Source organism: Phreatobacter sp. (assembly GCF_022843985.1).
GTDB lineage: Bacteria > Pseudomonadota > Alphaproteobacteria > Rhizobiales > Phreatobacteraceae > Phreatobacter.
This window is the reverse complement of sequence record NZ_JALHMP010000005.1, coordinates 118,800-135,545: the sequence shown is the minus strand read 5'-3', so window position 1 is coordinate 135,545 and position 16,746 is coordinate 118,800. Positions and strand designations below refer to the sequence as shown.

15 protein-coding genes and 1 tRNA gene are annotated in these 16,746 nt (G+C 69.0%); 4 read left to right on the top strand and 12 right to left on the bottom strand.

Going from position 1 to position 16,746, the window contains the following annotated elements; translation table 11 throughout:
- Position 1: 1 nt before the first annotated feature.
- The 7 genes from Q0C57_RS05190 to Q0C57_RS05160 form a co-directional block, all read right to left on the bottom strand.
- Positions 2-1,531, bottom strand: a complete 1,530-nt coding sequence (locus Q0C57_RS05190) for a hypothetical protein (RefSeq protein ID WP_296573004.1) — start codon at positions 1,529-1,531, stop codon at positions 2-4.
- A 58-nt stretch (positions 1,532-1,589) separates the two neighbouring features.
- Positions 1,590-1,784: a hypothetical protein gene (locus Q0C57_RS05185; RefSeq protein ID WP_296573002.1), complete on the bottom strand. Its 195-nt coding sequence runs from the start codon at positions 1,782-1,784 to the stop codon at positions 1,590-1,592.
- 120 nt (positions 1,785-1,904) lie between these two features.
- Positions 1,905-2,561 (bottom strand): methyltransferase, encoded by a 657-nt coding sequence (locus tag Q0C57_RS05180; RefSeq protein WP_296573000.1) that lies wholly within the window; start codon positions 2,559-2,561, stop codon positions 1,905-1,907.
- Between the two features lie 100 nt (positions 2,562-2,661).
- Positions 2,662-3,147 carry a protein-export chaperone SecB gene (gene secB / locus Q0C57_RS05175; RefSeq protein WP_296572999.1) on the bottom strand — a complete coding sequence of 162 codons (486 nt, stop codon included), beginning with the start codon at positions 3,145-3,147 and terminating at the stop codon, positions 2,662-2,664.
- Between the two features lie 110 nt (positions 3,148-3,257).
- Complete coding sequence (locus Q0C57_RS05170; protein WP_296572997.1) at positions 3,258-3,722, bottom strand: FxsA family protein; 465 nt, start codon at positions 3,720-3,722, stop codon at positions 3,258-3,260.
- Positions 3,723-3,787: 65 nt separating this feature from the next.
- Positions 3,788-4,765, bottom strand: coding sequence for a threonine dehydratase (locus Q0C57_RS05165; RefSeq protein WP_296572996.1), 978 nt, complete (start codon positions 4,763-4,765; stop codon positions 3,788-3,790).
- Between the two features lies 1 nt (position 4,766).
- Positions 4,767-5,684, bottom strand: a complete 918-nt coding sequence (locus Q0C57_RS05160; RefSeq protein ID WP_296572994.1) for a hydroxymethylglutaryl-CoA lyase — start codon at positions 5,682-5,684, stop codon at positions 4,767-4,769.
- 139 nt (positions 5,685-5,823) lie between these two features.
- Between Q0C57_RS05160 and Q0C57_RS05155 the strand changes: the two genes are divergently transcribed.
- Positions 5,824-6,804, top strand: coding sequence for a quinone oxidoreductase (locus tag Q0C57_RS05155; protein ID WP_296572992.1), 981 nt, complete (start codon positions 5,824-5,826; stop codon positions 6,802-6,804).
- 95 nt (positions 6,805-6,899) lie between these two features.
- Here Q0C57_RS05155 and hrpB read toward each other — a convergent pair whose 3' ends face one another.
- On the bottom strand, positions 6,900-9,359 hold the full coding sequence (gene hrpB / locus Q0C57_RS05150; RefSeq protein WP_296572988.1) for an ATP-dependent helicase HrpB: 2,460 nt from the start codon (positions 9,357-9,359) through the stop codon (positions 6,900-6,902).
- A gap of 526 nt (positions 9,360-9,885) precedes the next feature.
- Here hrpB and Q0C57_RS05145 point away from each other — a divergent pair.
- Entirely contained in the window at positions 9,886-11,097 is a 1,212-nt protein-coding gene (locus Q0C57_RS05145) for a pilus assembly protein TadG-related protein (RefSeq protein ID WP_296572986.1), read from the top strand.
- Between the two features lie 100 nt (positions 11,098-11,197).
- Here Q0C57_RS05145 and Q0C57_RS05140 read toward each other — a convergent pair whose 3' ends face one another.
- Positions 11,198-12,034 (bottom strand): catalase, encoded by an 837-nt coding sequence (locus Q0C57_RS05140; protein WP_296572983.1) that lies wholly within the window; start codon positions 12,032-12,034, stop codon positions 11,198-11,200.
- A 282-nt stretch (positions 12,035-12,316) separates the two neighbouring features.
- Here Q0C57_RS05140 and Q0C57_RS05135 point away from each other — a divergent pair, with 282 nt between their 5' ends.
- Both Q0C57_RS05135 and Q0C57_RS05130 read left to right on the top strand, forming a co-directional pair.
- The gene (locus tag Q0C57_RS05135) at positions 12,317-12,511 is read left to right on the top strand and encodes a hypothetical protein (RefSeq protein WP_296572981.1); all 195 of its coding nucleotides are present in this window, start codon (positions 12,317-12,319) and stop codon (positions 12,509-12,511) included.
- Positions 12,512-12,693: 182 nt separating this feature from the next.
- A tRNA-Gly gene (locus Q0C57_RS05130) sits at positions 12,694-12,767 on the top strand.
- A 17-nt stretch (positions 12,768-12,784) separates the two neighbouring features.
- On the opposite strand, the gene Q0C57_RS05125 is transcribed toward Q0C57_RS05130, so the two are convergent.
- The 3 genes from Q0C57_RS05125 to Q0C57_RS05115 form a co-directional block, all read right to left on the bottom strand.
- Positions 12,785-13,249, bottom strand: coding sequence for an MgtC/SapB family protein (locus tag Q0C57_RS05125; RefSeq protein WP_296573195.1), 465 nt, complete (start codon positions 13,247-13,249; stop codon positions 12,785-12,787).
- An 82-nt stretch (positions 13,250-13,331) separates the two neighbouring features.
- Positions 13,332-15,506, bottom strand: coding sequence for a TRAP transporter permease (locus Q0C57_RS05120; RefSeq protein ID WP_296572977.1), 2,175 nt, complete (start codon positions 15,504-15,506; stop codon positions 13,332-13,334).
- Between the two features lie 99 nt (positions 15,507-15,605).
- Positions 15,606-16,577 carry a TAXI family TRAP transporter solute-binding subunit gene (locus Q0C57_RS05115; protein ID WP_296572975.1) on the bottom strand — a complete coding sequence of 324 codons (972 nt, stop codon included), beginning with the start codon at positions 16,575-16,577 and terminating at the stop codon, positions 15,606-15,608.
- Positions 16,578-16,746 lie beyond the last annotated feature (169 nt).

The window sequence follows — 16,746 nt, the reverse complement described above, 5'->3', positions numbered from 1 at the left end:
GTCACACGCGCTTGCGGAACATCAGGATCACCGCGACGGGCACCACGAAGCCGATGACCGTCGCGGTGATGAGCAGGTCGCCGAGCTCGGCATAGTTGCCGCGGCCCACCGTGAAGATCTGGTTCAGATACTTGGTCTGCAGCTGTCCCGCGACCAGCGCGAGGTTCATCAGCGAGGCCATCAGCGCGAACCATGTCGCCCGCCGTCCCTCGGGCGCGTAATAGGCGATGAGCGTGAGGAGCGGGATCATCGACAGCTGCGCGAAGGGCGAGGACGTCGCCGCATCCACGATGGCGATGGTGCGGGCGCCGAAGCCGAAATTCGCCTGGGTCCAGTCGGCGAGGCCGTAGAACAGCCCGATATTGGGCAGCGACAGGATCGTGCCGGCGACGGCGATCCAGAACAGCACGGTCGTCACCGAATATTCGGTGAGCTGCTTGGAGAACAGCCACATGGCGGCGATGGCCAGCACCGCTCCGGTCTGGCGCAGCACGCCGTAGAAGGCCTCGTCGAATTTCAGCACGTCCAGCGACCACCAGAAATAGCCGTCGCCGACGCCGGGCGTCGCCCGGAACGCGAAGATGATCACCGAGGCGAAGAAGATGGCGCGCCGCGTCTTCGGGTCGATGTCGCGGGTGACCAGGTGCAGCAGGGTCAGGACGATGGCCATCGAACCGACGAAGACCACCTCCTGCGCATAGGGAACGCCGCCCAGCGCCACCGAGACGACGAAGGCGCCGAAGCCGAGGCCGCCGCCGAGGATCCGCCAGTCGAGCGGCTGCGGCCTGGCCGTCTCGGCCGGGCCGGCAAGGCTCCCCACCGCCGAGATCAGGGGAATGACCAGCCCGCAGAGGAAGACCTGCTCGCGGGTGAGGTGCTGGGCGAGCCAGCCGGAAAGCCCGGCAACCGAGAGAATACCGATGCCGAGGGCGAGGCGCCCCAGCACCTGAACCATGCCGAGCTCGGCGCGGATGTCGGAGTCGGGGCGCGGTTCCCCCGTCTCGTCCGTGCGGGCGACCACCTCCGAGGACATGGCGTCGGCGACGACGTCCTGGATCACCGCGCCGAGGACGATGAGAAGGGCGCCGAGGACGAAGGCCTGGTCGGGCCTCAGGGTGGCGAGCCGGCCGCCGGCCGAGGCCGCCAGCGTCAGCAGGCCGAACGCGACGAGGGAAGCGCCGATCAGCACATAGGCGCGGCGCTGCGAGCCGAAGAGGGGAACGCTGTCGACCAACTGGCCGAAGACCATCTTGATGGTCCAGGGCAGGCTGAGCCAGACGCCGATGCCGGCAAGGTCGGCCGGTGACAGCGACAGGCTCTCCTTCACCCACATGTCGCGCGCGACATCGATGATGCCGAGGGCGCCATAGGCGAAATAGACGAGGAGAAGCGGCAGATAGGCGGCCCGCACGGCGCGGACGGGACGGGCGACATTGTCGCGCCAGACGCCGGCAAGCCGGGCCACGGGGCCGCCGGGCGCCGGCATGCGGGGTGTCGCTGGATTCACGCCGGTGGGGACGTCGGACTGCATGCCGTCCTGTCTGTCACCGCGGAACCGGGCGGGTCAAGCGACGCGCCCGGCGGCGCGATCAGCCGACATGGCAGGGGGTGCCCCTGGGGGCCTTGGCGCAGGCGAGCGCGCCGAGCGTCTCGGCGATGCGCTGTTCACCCGCCGTGACCGACGTGACCGGCCATTCGGCCACGATCTGATCGGCCTTGCGGAACACGACCTTGAAGGGCCGGCCCTCGAAAGCGCTCGGACGAACTTCCGCTGTCAGTTGCATTGTGGCCTCCCTTGTTCAGTAGCAGTGTTACGACGCCGCCAAGACATCAGATGGTCGCGGCGACACTGTGGCGCATCCCCGCAAATTCCGCGGCACGATCAAAGAATTGCGAGCAGCCGGCTAAGCGGCCAGGACCCAGACCGCCGTCCGCTTGATCGCGAGATCCTCGAGCGCCCGGGTCACCGGCACCTGATATTCCGCCAGCTTGGCGAGACCGGTCTTCGGCAGGTAGGCGCGGCCGGGATCACCGATCAGCACGGCGGTGCCGGTGGCCGCCAGCGGCGTCAGCCATTCCATCATCGCCTCGGTCATGTCGCGCTGGTAGCAGATGTCGCCGGCGAGGATGACGTCGAAGCCGCCGTCGCTGCCGACGGGATCACGCGTCTCGGCGGTCACATCGACCCCGTTCGCTGCCGCGTTGAGCCTGACGGCCACGGCGCAGAAGGCGTCGATGTCGACCGCCGTGACGGCGCGCGCACCCGCTTTCGCCGCGGCAATGGCGACGAGGCCGGAGCCGGTCGCCACATCCAGAACGCGCTTGCCGCGAACGATCTCGGGATGGTCGAGGATGTAGCGGGCCAAGGCCTGGCCGCCGGCCCAGGCAAAGGCCCAGAAGGGCGGCGGCAGGCCGATCTCGCCGAGTTCATCCTCGGTCTTCTGCCACAGGGCCGTCGCCTCGTCGGCGAGGTGGAGGACGATCTCCGGTGCATGCGGCACCGGCATCAGCCGCGTATGGGCGGTAATGAAGGCGGCACGATCGAGGCTGGCGTCGGTCATGGCGGAGCAGCCCCTTCGCGGTGATCGGCGGTGGCCCGGCCCACCCGCGAAAAAGCCGGGCACGGGGCCCGGCTTGCGCGTTCCTGCCTTCAGGGACGGATCACTGCGTCAGCGGCCCGCCGCCCGGCATCTGGCCGCCTGTCTCGGCCATGCGCTGGCGATAGAGGGCGGCGAAATCGACGGGGTCGAGATAGAGCGGCGGGAAGCCGCCGTCGCGCGTCGCATTGGCGATGATCTGGCGGGCAAAGGGGAAGAGAAGGCGCGGACACTCGATCAGCACGATCGGATGAACGGCCTCCTGCGGCACGTTGGCGATCCGGAAGATGCCGCCAAAAATGAGCTCGAACTTGAAGAGCGTCATTTCCTTGGTCTTGGCGTCGCCGTCGATGGTGAGCTCGATCTGGAACTCCTGCTCGCTCATCGGATTGGCGTTGACGTTGATCTGGATATTGATGGCCGGCTGGTCGCTCTGCGGCATCAGCGAGCGCGGGGCATTGCGGTTCTCGAAGGAGAAGTCGCGCACATATTGGGCGAGCACATTGAGCTGCGGGGCCGCGTCGAGGGCGGTGTCGCCGTTCGGGGTCATCAGGAAGTCTCCGGTGGCGCCGCAGTCGGGCGGCTTCGAGGTGGTCTCATCGATCCGAGGCGGGCTCGCTAGCACGCGAGGACCGGTGCGGGCAAGGCTGGGGGCCGATATCAGCGCTGGCCCGGTGGGCCCAGCCGCGGATCGGCGCCGGGCGGCCGGCGCTCCTCACGCCAGTCGGCGGGTTCGAGATCGACGACGCCGGGCGGTGGCGGGCCCTGTCCGGTCCGGGTCAGGCCGCCGCCGGAGAGAAAGCCGCGCAGCGCCGGGATGAGCAGGATCACAGCGATCACGTCGGTGACGAAGCCGGGAATGGCGAGGAGGAGGCCCGCAAAGGCGGTCAGCATGCCGCTGCGCGCCGCCTCGCCGCTCATCAGCACGACGCCGCCCGAACGCACCATCTGGGCAAAGAGGAGCTTCGCTCCGCCCTTCAGCAGCACGATGCCGAGGAAGGAGGTGAGGACAACCCCGAACAGGGCGCCGAGAAAGCCGATCTGGCCCGCCACGAAGAAGAAGGCGGCGAGTTCCAGGAAGGGCAAGGCGATCAGGCCGAGCACGAGCCAGCGCAGATGGATCATCACAAAATCTCCGCGGTCATAGCTGGGATCGGACGGCCTGCGGCGCAAGCCGGCGGCCCGCCGCATCAGGCCGGCACGGGTGTTCTCCCAGCGAGGACCGCGCTCATCACCAACAGGTCGACGTTCTGGCCCGACAGGATGACCCCCGCCTTCCGGCCCTTGAGCCCACCGGCCTCCCGCGCCAGCGCCGCGAGCGCGGCGGCGCCTGCCCCCTCGGCCGCATTGTGGGTATCGGTCCAGTAGACGCGCATCGCCTCGGCGATGGCGTCCTCGGAGACCGTGACGCAGCGCGCCGCGCCGCGGGCGATCAGCGCGAAAGCCTCCGCGTTGGGGATCCGCACCGCCATGCCGTCCGCAAAGCTTGTCGCGTCATTGGTCTCCACCACCCGCCCCGCCGCCAGCGACAGCGCGTAGGCGGGGGCGTTCTCGGCCACGACGGCGACGACCTCGGTCGCAAGACCGAGGAGATCGCGGGCGCCGATGACGCCGCAGATTCCAGAGCCGAGGCCGATCGGCACATAGACGACGTCGAGATCCGGGTGGGCCGTGAACAGCTCCAGCGCATAGGTGCCGACACCCATGACGAGGTCGCGCTGGAAGGAGGCGGCGAATTCGTAGCCACGCTCGCCGGCGATCTCCACGGCCCGCGCCCGCGCCTCGTCGAAGTCGCGGCCATGCTCGACCAGTTCGGCACCGAAGGCCTTCATCGCCGCATTCTTCTCCACCGAATTGCCGTGCGGCACGACGATGACCACCGGCAGGCCGACGCGCCGGGCGGCGAAGGCGAGGCTCTGGCCGTGATTGCCGCGGGTGGCGGAGACAATGCCCTTGACGTGCGGGCGCTCGCGCGCGAGGCGGTCGACATAGACGAGCCCGCCGCGCACCTTGAAGGCGCCGGTCGGCGTGTGGTTCTCGTGCTTGACGACGACCTCGCAGCCATAGCGGGCGGCGAGCAGCGGCCAGGCGAAGGCGGGTGTCGGCGGCATGGCCGTCCGCACCAGGGCATGGGCAGCGGTGAGTTCCTCGAGGGTGAAAGGGGTCATGTCAGGCCGCCCGGGCCGGGAACACGCCGGCGCGGCCGAGGGCCGAGGGCAGCGGCTTGCCGAGCACGCCGGCGAGCCAGCGCGAGGTGTCGAGCAGCCTGTCGATGGCGAGGCCGGTCTCGATTCCCATGCGATTGAAGACATAGACAAGGTCTTCGGTCGCGACATTGCCGGTCGCCGCGGGGGCGAAGGGACAGCCGCCGACCCCGCCGGTCGAGGCGTCGAGGAAGTCGACCCCCGCCTCCACCGCGGCGATGGCATTGGCGACGCCGGTATTGCGCGTGTCGTGGAAATGGCAGCGCCACTTCACCGTGGATGACATCGCGCGCGCGCGCCCCAGCATCTCCGTCACCTGCGGCGGCACCGCGCAGCCGATCGTGTCGGCGAAACCGATATCGAAGGGATCGCTCTGCAGGAGTTCTTCGACGATCCCCATGACCCGCTCCACCGGCACCTCGCCGTCGAAGGGGCAGCCGAAGGCCGTGGCGAGGGAGATGGACAGGGGCACGCCCGCCGCGCGCGCGATGGCCGCGACCTCGCGCGTGCCCTTCACCAGATCCTCCACCGAGGCGTTCTGGTTGCGGTTGGCGAAGGTCTCGGAAGCCACCACGACATAATTGATCTGGCTGCACTCCGCCGCCACGGCCCGCTCGGCACCGCGCGCATTGAGGGCGAGGCCGATCAGGTTGCGGCCGGCCCGGCGCGGCCCGAGACCTGCCATCACGCCTTCCGCATCCGCCATTTGCGGCACCCGCTTCGGATTGGCGAAGGACACCGCCTCGACGTGGCGGAAGCCGGCGGCGAAGGAGCGCTCGACGAGGCTGATCTTGTCCTCCGTCGAGACCATGACCTTCTCGTTCTGCAGCCCGTCGCGCGGGGCGACCTCGATGATGGCGACCGAGCGTGGCGTCTTCGTCATGGCATTCCTCCGCCCCGTGTTTGTCGACAAAGACGACGGCCATGGCAAGACGGCCGGATGGCGGCGCGCCCTGCGCCATGGCATAGCATCGCGCTCCGCCGAAAGCGGCAACGAGAGACGACACGAGGGAGACACGCCCATGGCGACGGCACGCGCGGTCCAGCTTCACAGCTTCGGCGACCCCGAGGTGATGGCGATCGAGACGCTCGACCTGCCGCCGCCCGGCCCGGGGCAGGTGCAACTGCGCCAGACCGCCATCGGCTTCAACTTCATCGACGTCTACCAGCGCCGCGGCACCTATCCGCTGCCCACGCCGACCGGGCTCGGCCACGAGGCGGCCGGCGTGGTCGAGGCCGTCGGGCCGGACGTCACCGCCGTCGCCCCCGGAGACCGCGTCGCCTATATCAATGCCGGCATCGGTGCCTATGCCGACCGCCGCATCGTGCCGGCCGAGCGCCTCGTGAAACTGCCCGCCGACGTCTCGGACGAGGCTGCCGCGACGCTCATCTTCAAGGGGCTGACCGCCCAGTACCTGCTGCGCAAGACCCACCGGGTCGCGCCCGGCGACCTCATTCTCGTCCATTCGGCGGCAGGCGGCGTCGGTCAGATCCTGGTGCGCTGGGGCAAGGCGCTCGGCGCCGAAGTCATCGCCACCGCCGGCGGACCGGAGAAATGCGCGCTGGCGAGGCGCATCGGCGCCGACCACGCCATCGACTACCGGCAGGAGGACTGGCCGGCGGCGATGCTCGCCGCCACCGGCGGCCGCAAGGCGCGGGTGGTTTATGACGCCGTCGGCAAGGACACGTTCCTGAAGTCCCTCGACTGCATCCAGCCCTTCGGCCTCATGGTCTCCTATGGCGCGGCCTCAGGGCCGGCGCCGGACATCCATCCGGAACTCCTCAACAAGAAGGGCTGTCTCTTCCTCACCCGTCCCTCGGTCTTCCCGCACAATGCCGACCCCGCGGTGTTCCGCGAGAATGCCGCCGAGCTCTTCGCCGCCATCGCCGCGGGGCATGTCGCCGTCGACATCGGCGCGCGTTTCGCTCTTGCCGACATCGCCGCGGCCCACAGGGCGGCGGAGGCGCGGGCCACCACAGGGGCCATCCTCATCACGCCGTGAGGCTCCGGCCTGTCGCTGCACGAGCAGCCCTGCCTCGAACGACGCACTTGCACTGTGCCGTGCGCCTCACCGCGGACGGGTCGTTGGGCCGCCCCTCACGTCCCCCGCGGCTTGGCCCGGTGCGTCGCCGCCGCCGCGGCAGGATCATCCGGCCAGGGATGGCGGGGATAGCGGCCCTTCATCTCTGATTTCACCGCCTGGTAGGAGCCCTTCCAGAAGCCAGGCAGGTCGCGGGTGACCTGCACCGGACGATGGGCGGGTGACAGGAGCTCCACCACCAGCGGGATCTTGCCGCGGGCGACGCTCGGATGCACGGCGAGCCCGAACAGTTCCTGCACGCGGATCGACAGGACCGGCTCCTCGCCCTCATAGGTGATCGGATGGCGCTGGCCGGAAGGCGCGTCGAAATGGCTGGGCAGATCGGTGTCGATCCGCCGTTTCAGGTCCCACGGGACCAATTGGTCAAGGGCGTTGCCCAGGTCATCGGCGCCGATCTGCGCCAGGGCCGTCCTGCCGAGGATATGCGGCACCAGCCAGTCGGCGACGGTGGCGGCGAGGGCATCGTCGGAGAGATCGGGAAAAGTCTCGTCGACGCGGCGCAGGAAGGAGATGCGGTGGCGCAGCGCCAGTTGCGGCTTCGACCAGGGCAGGCGGGAAAGGCCGAGCTGCGCGATGCCTTCGGCGAGCGCCCGGGCGCTCGCCTCGGTCGGCGGCACGGCGAGCGTCTGCTCCCCGAGGCTCACGGCGCCGAGGCGGCGCACGCGCCGCGCCCGCAAAGCTGCCGCTCCCCTGTCAAAGGTCACCTCCTCACGCGTCTCGATCCTGTCGGCGAATCCCTCCTCGATCTCGGCGAGGCTGATCGGCGCGGCGGAGAGGATGCGGGCCCGGGCCGCGACGCCGCCGATCTCCGCCACCGCCAGGAAGGACTCGCGCGCCAGGGGCGAGGCCGCATCCACCGAACCGCCCCGACCGTTGGCGAGGACGAAGTCGCCTTCCTTGCCGCGGGCCCGGGCGATGCGGTCGGGGAAGGCGAGCGCCAGCACGGCGCCGGCCCGCTCCGGCCCGGAGCCGGTATCAGGCGCGGAAGTCACGTCGCCCAGCCAGCCCGCCGCCATCCGCCGCGCATCCTCGGCGCGGCGCGAGCGGTCGGTCCTGAGCCGGTCGAGGCGGTGGCCGAGATGGACATCGTCGCCGCCAAGACCGCGTTCGGAGACGAGCAGGGCAAGATCGGCCGCCAGCCGCCCCTCGCCGCGGGCGCTGGCATCCACCACCATGCGCGCCAGACGCGGCGCCAGCGGCAGGCCGCGCAAGAGCTTGCCCTCGGCGGTGATGCAGCCGACGGCATCAAGGGCGCCGAGGCTCTCCAGCAGGGCGCGGGCCTCGTTCAGCGCCGGCCTGGGCGGCGGATCGAGAAAGCCCAGCGTCGCGGGATCGGTGACGCCCCAGGCGGCACAGTCAAGCAGGAAGGAGGAGAGGTCGGCGGCGAGGATTTCCGGCGTCGCATAGGCCGGGAAGGCCCCCTCCTGCGCCTCGTCCCACAGCCGGTAGCAGACGCCCGGCTCGGTGCGGCCGGCGCGGCCGCGGCGCTGGTCGGCGGCGGCGCGCGACACGCGCACCGTCTCCAGCCGCGTCAGCCCGAGATCCGGCTCGAAGCGCGGGACGCGGGCGAGGCCGCAATCCACCACCACCCGCACCCCCTCGATGGTCAGCGAGGTCTCAGCGATAGAGGTCGCCAGCACCACCTTGCGCCGCCCCGCGGGCGCGGGCGCGATGGCGCGGTCCTGGACCTCGCGGTCGAGGGCGCCGAAGAGCTGCACGATGTCGACCGCCGGATCCTTCACGGTCGCGGCGAGAAGATCGGCGGTGCGGCGGATTTCGGCGGCGCCGGGCAGGAAGACCAGCGCCGAACCGGCTTCCTCGGCGAGCGCCCGGCGCACCACCCGCGCCACCTCCTCCTCGAGCCGGGCCGCGGGGTCGCGGCCGACATGGCGCGTCATGACAGGAAAGGCGCGCCCGGCGCTCTCGATCAGCGGCGCACCGCCGAGGAGCCGCGCCACCCGCGCCCCGTCCAGCGTCGCCGACATCACGAGGATGCGCAGGTCCTCGCGCAGGGCACCCTGGGCGTCGAGGGCAAGGGCGAGGCCGAGATCGGCATCGAGGCTGCGCTCGTGGAACTCGTCGAAGAGCACGGCGGCGATGCCGGTCAGCGCGGGATCGTCGAGGATCATGCGGGTGAAGATCCCTTCGGTGACGACCTCGACCCGCGTCCGCGCCGAAACCTTCGAGCCGAAGCGCACCCTCAGGCCGACCCGTCCCCCGACCTCCTCGCCGAGCGTCCTGGCCATGCGGTCGGCGACGGCGCGGGCGGCGATCCGGCGCGGCTCCAGCACCAGGATCTTCCCCGTCCCGGTCCAGGACTCGGCCATCAGTTCCAGCGGCACCCGCGTCGACTTGCCGGCCCCCGGCGGGGCGACGACCACGGCGCGCGGCCCCGCCGCCAGCGCGGCTTTCAGGGCGGGAAGGACGGCGTCGATGGGGAGGGCCGGGAGGGTCACGCGCGGCGTTTACGGTTCCTTCACCCCGTCCGCAAGCGGGACAGGCCGTGATGGCACGAAACCCGCGTCCGGGCCCTGCCCTTGCGAGGCACGTGGCAAGGGCGGCCGGATGTTCCGGAACGGGACGGCGGCGGCCCGCCGGGATGTGGACGCATCCCGGCACTGGTCCGTCCGGACAAGGCTGCCGCCGGGCAAGAGCGGTGCCGCCGGGCGGCGGGGCGGCCGGTCCCCAAGCTCCTCATGGCCGCCTGCATGGAACGGCCCGCGGCCGCCGCCGCGGGCCGTTTGTCCTGGCCGACGGCCAGAGCGCCTGTAACCCGCGCATCGGGCCGCACCCGCCGCTCTTGCAGCAGCATCGGCAAGGCCGACATCGCCCCAGTGCGCCGAGATGATGATTAATGCTGTATTCACCAAGGCGTATCCTCGGTTGAGACGCCGGGCAAATGCTACCCTTCATTAAACGCCGATTCACCGGTCGACAGCATGATGACACGTCATGATTCAAACGTTCGGGGAGTTCCCTGTGTTGACGACCTTTTTTAAACGCTTCATTCCGGAAACCAGCGGCAACATCGCGATAACCTTCGCCCTCGCCGCCCTGCCTCTCCTCGCTACGGTCGGCGCCGGTGTCGACTATTCGCGCATTGCTCAGCAGACGGCCGTGCTCCAGGCGACGCTCGACGCCTCCGTGCTCGCAGGCGCCCGCACCAACGGCGCCGAACTCACGACCGCAGCGAACTACTTCAAGGGTCAGTCCACCGTCGCCGGTGCGACCGCGCGTTTCGCGCTCGACGGGAATGCGGTTTCGGGAACGGCAACAGCGACGATTCCCACGACCCTGATGGCAGTGGTCGGCACCAGTGCCGTCGCCATCTCGGCCAAGGCGACCGCCATTCGCACGACCACCTCGACGGGGGGTGCGGCTCTGCCCTGCATTTTCGCGCTCGCCCCGAACACATCGCAGGCTCTGCTGGTCAATTCCGGCGCCAGGATCAACGCGCCGGACTGCGAGGTTCACGTCCGCTCTACCGCGTCCCCCGCCGCCATCTTCAACGCCGGCACCACGCTGAACCTGAAGACTTTCTGCATTCAGGGCGGCAATATCATCAAGAATACTTCAAGCCCCCTGCCGATTCAAACCAATTGCGCAGCGGCCAGCGATCCCTATGACGGCAAACTGCCTAAGCCTTCGGTCGGAAGCTGTACCAATACGAAGCGGGTCTATGACCCGCCACCCGGTGGCGGGTTCCACACCATGCCGGCTGGGTCAGTCTGGTGCGACCTGAACTTCAACGGCGCACCGCGCATCGTGTTCCAACCGGGCCTGCACATCATCAAGGGCCGGATGGTGATCAATTCCAACGCGATCATCGAAGGGACCGGCGTCACCTTCTATTTCCCCGACACCAATTCGGAGATCCGCTTCAACGGCGGTCTCACCGCCAGGCTCTCCGCCCCGACCACCGGCCCCTATGCCAACATCCTCATGTTCGAGCCGAGCACCAGCACGAACACGACCCAGTATGTATTTAACTCCTCGGTAAGCGAGGAGATATCCGGTCTCATCTACCTGCCGCGCCGCGACCTCACGTGGAACTCGACCTCCACCGTCAACGGTTCGCGGATCCAGATCGTCTCCAACACGATCATCTTCAACAGCCTCGACTGGAGGCTCTCGACCAACAGCGGCCTGTCATCCTCGTCGGGAAGCACGACCAGCGTTCGGCTGACGCAGTAGCGCCCGCCGCGGTCTCCTCATCGCGACATGGAACGGCCCGCGGTTGTCGCCGCGGGCCGCTTCTCATGCGGAGTGGCGGGCCGTCGCCGGCGCGCAGCGCTCAGTTCTGCCGCTTGGTGATCGAGATCGCATAGGCGGGGGTGCGGATCGCGAACATCGGATCGTCAGCCGGTCCCGTGATGCCGTCGGCGAGGATCGTCGGGGCGAAGATCGTGCCGTCGCAGCGTGCCGCCTCGGCCGGCGCGCGGACATGCAGCGTGCCGAGCTCGACGGTGGGGCGGCTGTCCTCGCCATCCCACTGGCGTGTCACGTCGTTGGTCGGGTCTCCGGGACGCTCGATGATCGCGACCATCGTGAAACCGGCGGGCCTCGAGGCGGCGAGCCGGCCGACGAGCTCGTCGGCGAGGAAGCCGCGCGGGCGCGCGCGGGCCTCGTCATCGGTCAGGTTCACGGCGCCGTCGAGAGGATCCATCCGGAACTTGACCACCTGGGACGCACCATTGGCGTTCGTCAGCGTATAGGCATGAAGCGCCCAGTAGGTCACGCCAACCCACGAGCAAGGAATCGGCTTGCTGGCGAGGTAGCGCGCCTGTCCCGCCGTTTCCGGATTGGCCTCCGTGAAGGCGCGCACCCGCTCCTGATCCATCTGGCCGTTGGCGCCGGGGCGGCGGGCCTCGAGGAAGCCGAGCATCTGTGCGGGAGTCCGCGCGAAATTGACGGGCGCGTTGACCATCACGAACTCGGTCTGGCCGGGGCCGTCGGCATCGATGCGGAACGACAGGCCGCCGTTGCCCCCGCGGGAACCGTCGGCCACGGCAGGTTTGCCGCCACCGACCGAGAAGCGGATGAGCGCCTGCGAATTGCGCGTCAGGATCACCGCCTTGGACAGCGCCTGCGCAAGGCCGGCGCCACGAACTCGCCGGCATAGCAACGTCACTTCGCGCCGCTCGGGCGATGGATCCCCGGACCGGCCAAGGCCCTCATGATCTCGACGATCGGCGTCGGATCGGCATCCTGCGCCAAGGCGGGGCCCGCGGGGACGAACAGGCTGACGGCAAGGCCAACGGCGGTTGCTGTGCAATAAACTTTCATGGGTCGCTTCCTCCCTCGTCCCCGAAGCGTTTCACCAGGGACCTTCGGAGCGTATGCGTGGAAAGCCGAGGCTGTTACGTAACGGTACCAGAACGATAAGGAATGGAGCCGACCCTCGGTGTTCCCCATGGCCGTTCCCAGGTCTCCGACATGCAACCTCACCGCGTCGGCGGCCCCGATCCCCGGCGCCAATGCACTCAGCCTCATGGTTCGCATGCCGCGCCGGGACCTCCCCGGCAACGCGGCCTCCATGATCAACGGCTCAACGTCCCAGGTCGTCTCGCGCTCGATCCGGCGCGACAGCCTCGACTGGACACTCTGAACCAGGGTGTCGCCGCCGTCATCGCCGGCGAGTAACCCGGGCCTCACCCGCCCGGCCACCGGGCGCGCGCCACGGGCTTGATCGACGGGGGCCGGAACGGCTACACAGTTGTCCACCGGGGCGCCGTGATGCCTCCGGCGGACGGGAGAGTGTCCGCCGCCAGGCGGCGTACCCCACCCGGCGCGGGTGTAGTTCAATGGTAGAACGGCAGCTTCCCAAGCTGCATACGAGGGTTCGATTCCCTTCACCCGCTCCAGCCCGCTTGCCGCCGGGCTAACGCGGCGTGTCACCGCCCTCGTCCGGCTTGGCAACCACCTCCTCCCGCGTCTCCTCCTTCAGCGGCGTCAGCCATTTAAGCGTGGTGATCGTGAAGACGGCCACCAGCGCGGCGATGCCATAGGCGCCGAGGCCGACCGCCGTGCCGATGGCGCCCGTCGCCCACAGGCTGGCGGCGGTCGCGGTGCCGCGCACCGAAGCGCCCTGCTTGAGGATGGCGCCGCCGCCGATGAAGCCGATGCCGGTGATCAGTCCCTCGACGATCTTGCCCATGGCGTCGGGATGGGCGCCGTATTTCAACTCCGCCGCCTGGACGAAGCCGCAGCAGGCAATAGCCACCAGCGGGAAGGTCCTGAGGCCCGCGCTGCGGTCCTCCTTCTCGCGGTCCCAGCCGATGGGCAGCACCAGGACATAGGCGACGGCCAGCGCCAGCAGATGCGGCAGGAGGTCGGCCCGCACCATGGCGATGAGCGTCTCGGGCATCGGAACCTCCGGGAATGGCCGGAGGTAACGCGACACGCGGCCCGGCGGTTCCCCGTTGCCGTCAGCCGGTCGTGGTCGTCGCCGCCGCGCGCTTGCTGGCGGCGATCTGGGCGAGGCCGGCCGGCACCGCCACGGCGATACCGACAAGGCTGACGGTGAGGTTCGGCGCCATCAGCAGCAGCCCCGAGAGGCCAAGCGACAGGCGTTGCCACAGCGGCATGCGCACGAGTGCGAAGCCGGTGAGCGCCGCCGCCAGGATGAAGACGCCGAGCGCGCAGGTCAGCGCTGTGACGATGAAGTCGGTCCAGGTGAAACCCTTCGTGACAATCAGCAGCGCCGGCCCATAGACGAAGACGAAGGGCACCAGGGCCTTGGCGAGGCCGAGGCGGAAGGCGGTGTTGCCGGTCTTGAACGGATCGGCCCCGGCCATGCTGGCCGCGGCATAGGCGGCCAGCGCCACCGGCGGCGTGATGTCGGCGAGCACGCCGTAATAGAAGACGAAGAAATGGGCGACGATGGGCTCGACGCCAAGCAGGGCGAGGGACGGTGCGGCGACCGTGACCATGATGATGTAATTGGCGGTGGTCGGCACGCCGGTGCCGAGCAGGATGCAGACCACCGCCGTCATCACCAGCGTGAAGAACAGCGTCATGCCCTTGGCGTCGAAGGCCCAGGCCGGCAGGACCGATCCGACGATACCGGCAAGCTGGCCGGCGAAGCTGGTGACGATGTTCGAGATCTTGAAGCCGACGCCGGTCAGGGTGACGATGCCGACGATGATGCCGACGGTGGCCGCTGCGGCGCCGACCGCGATGGCGTATTTGGCTCCGACCACGAAGGCATCGACCATGTCGGCGGTGAGGAACTTGCCTTCGGCGTCGCGCAGCGCGAAGGCGGCCGAAACGGCGGCGACGCCGACGACGATGGCGACCGTCGCCCAGCCCTCCGACAGCAGGCCCGCCGCCGCTGCGGCAACCATCACCACCAGGAACGTGACGGCGACCACCGGATTGCGGCGGGTGAAGCCGACGAGGACACAGGCGGTGATGCCCCAGAAGGCGGCAAGATAGGGCGTGAAGCCCGAAAACAGCACCATCAGCAGCACGAAAAGCGGGATGGCGGCCGGCCAGTCGCGGGCGATGACCTCGCGCGCCTTGGGCAGGTCGGCGGCGGGAATGCCCTTCAGGCCGTTCTTCTTCGCCTCGAAATGCACCTGCCAGAACACGCCGAAGAAGTGCATGAAGGCGGGAATGAGCGCCGCCAGCACGATGGACTGATAGGGCAGGTTGAGGAACTCGATCATCAGGAAGGCGGCGGCCCCCATGATCGGCGGTGTGATCTGGCCACCGGTCGAGGCGGTGGATTCGATCGCCGCCGCCATGTGGCGGGGATAGCCGAGGCGCATCATCGCGGGGATCGTCAGCGATCCGACCGTCACCGTGTTGGCGATCGACGAGCCCGAGATCATGCCGAACATGGCCGAGCCGAAGATCGACACCTTGGCGGGCCCGCCGGAATAGCGGCCGGCCAGCGCCGTGGCGAGGTCGATGAACAGCCGGCCGAGGCCGATGCGCGTCGCCAGCACCCCGAACAGCACGTAGTGGAAGACATAGGTCGCCACCACGCCCAGCGCGATGCCGTAGATGCCGTTGCTGGTGAGATAGAGGTGGTTGACCACCGCCGACCAGCTGTTGCCGGGATGGGCGAGGATCCCCGGCAGCGACTGGCCGTACATGGCATAGACCATCAGGGTCACGGCGATGATGGGCAGCGGCCAGCCGACACTGCGCCGCGTCGCCTCCAGCAGGACGAGGATGGCGATGGTCGCCATGGCGACGTCGAGCGGCTCGGGATTGCCGACACGGAAGGCGAGATCGTCGTAGATCCACGGCATGTAGAGGCTGGCCACCACGGCGCCGGCCGCCAGAAGCCAGTCGTAGAGAGCGATGCCGCCGGGGGCCAGGACTCCGGACTGCGGCGGGGTCCGGTGGTCACGCTTCAGGAGCGGGAAGACCAGAAAGATCAGCCCCAGCACGAAGGCCATGTGGATGCCGCGATGGGTCGCCTCGCGCAGCAGGCCGAAGCCGGCGGTATAGTAGTGGAAGGCCGAGAGGGCGAAGAGCAGGCCGGCCACGAGCCAGGCCGTCGCCGGCAGGAGCGGCCGGAACCGGACCTCCGAATCGAACTCCTCCTCGAGCTTCTGGATGGCGTTCGGATCCAGCGCTTCGGACTTCATGGGCCGCCTCGTCGATGTCGGGGACCCGCATGTCCCGAATGAGAAGGCCGCGCGGTAGCCGCGCGGCCTGGACTGGTCAAGGCGTCACGCCGGTGCCGCTCAGCGCAGCAGGCCTGCTTCCCGGTAGAAGCGCGCCGCGCCGTCATGCAGCGGAATGCCAAGTCCCTGCAGCGCGGTCTCCCTGCGGATGGCCTTGCCCTTGGCATGGCCGGCATCGAGCAGGGCGCGCGTCTTGTCGCTCCACAGCGCCTTGGTGACCTCATAGACGACATCGGCGCTCATCCGGGTCGAGGTCACCCACTGGGCGCCGACCGCAAGCGTCTTGACGCCCTTGACGTCCTTGTAGGCGTTGTCGGGGATCATGTCCTCGGCGAAGAACTTGAACTCCGCCATGATCTTCTTCGCCGGCTCGCCCTCGATCGGCAGCAGTTCGATGCCGGTCGTCGTGGCGAGCTCGGTCAGGGCTGCAGTCGGCCAGCCGGTCGTCATGAAGAAGGCGTCGAGCCCGCCATCCTTCAGCTTCTCGGCCGAGGGGCCCGGCTTCAGGTTCTCGGCGCGATACTCGCCGTCACGGATGCCGTAGCCGGCGAGGATGGCCTTGGCGTTGATGATCGAGCCCGAACCCGGTTCGTCGATGGAGATGCGCTTGCCCTTGAGGTCGGCGATCGATCGGATGTTGAGGCCCTTCTTGACCACGACATGCAGGGATTCCGGATAGAGATTGGCAATGGCGCGCAGGATCTCGACCTTCGGCCGGCCCTGATAGACGCCGGTTCCCGAATGGGCCCAGCTCGCCACGTCCGACTGGCTGAAGCCCGATTCCATCGAGCCGCCGACGATGCCGTTGACATTGGCGACGGAGCCGTTGGTGGCGACCGCCGAGGCGTCCAGCGTGGCGGTGGAGATGGCGTTGGCGATGAGTCCGCCGATCGGATAATAGGTGCCCGCCGTGCCACCGGTGCCGATGCGGAAGAACTGCTTCGTCTGGGCGAAAGCCGCGCCGGGCGCCAGGAGCGCGGCGAGACCGGATGCGCCGGCCAATGCCGTGAACTGCCTGCGGTCGATGGTCATGGTGTTGTCTCCACTCGTCTTGGACTTCACTCCGCCAGCCTGATTCCGTGGCGGAAAGTGTAGATCTGACCACATCATGGGCAGCGATGCCAGCGCGGCCGCCCGTGATGGGGACGGGGCCGTTATGCACATGCAAAGAGGCTTGCCTGCTCACGGCTCTAGGCGGCGT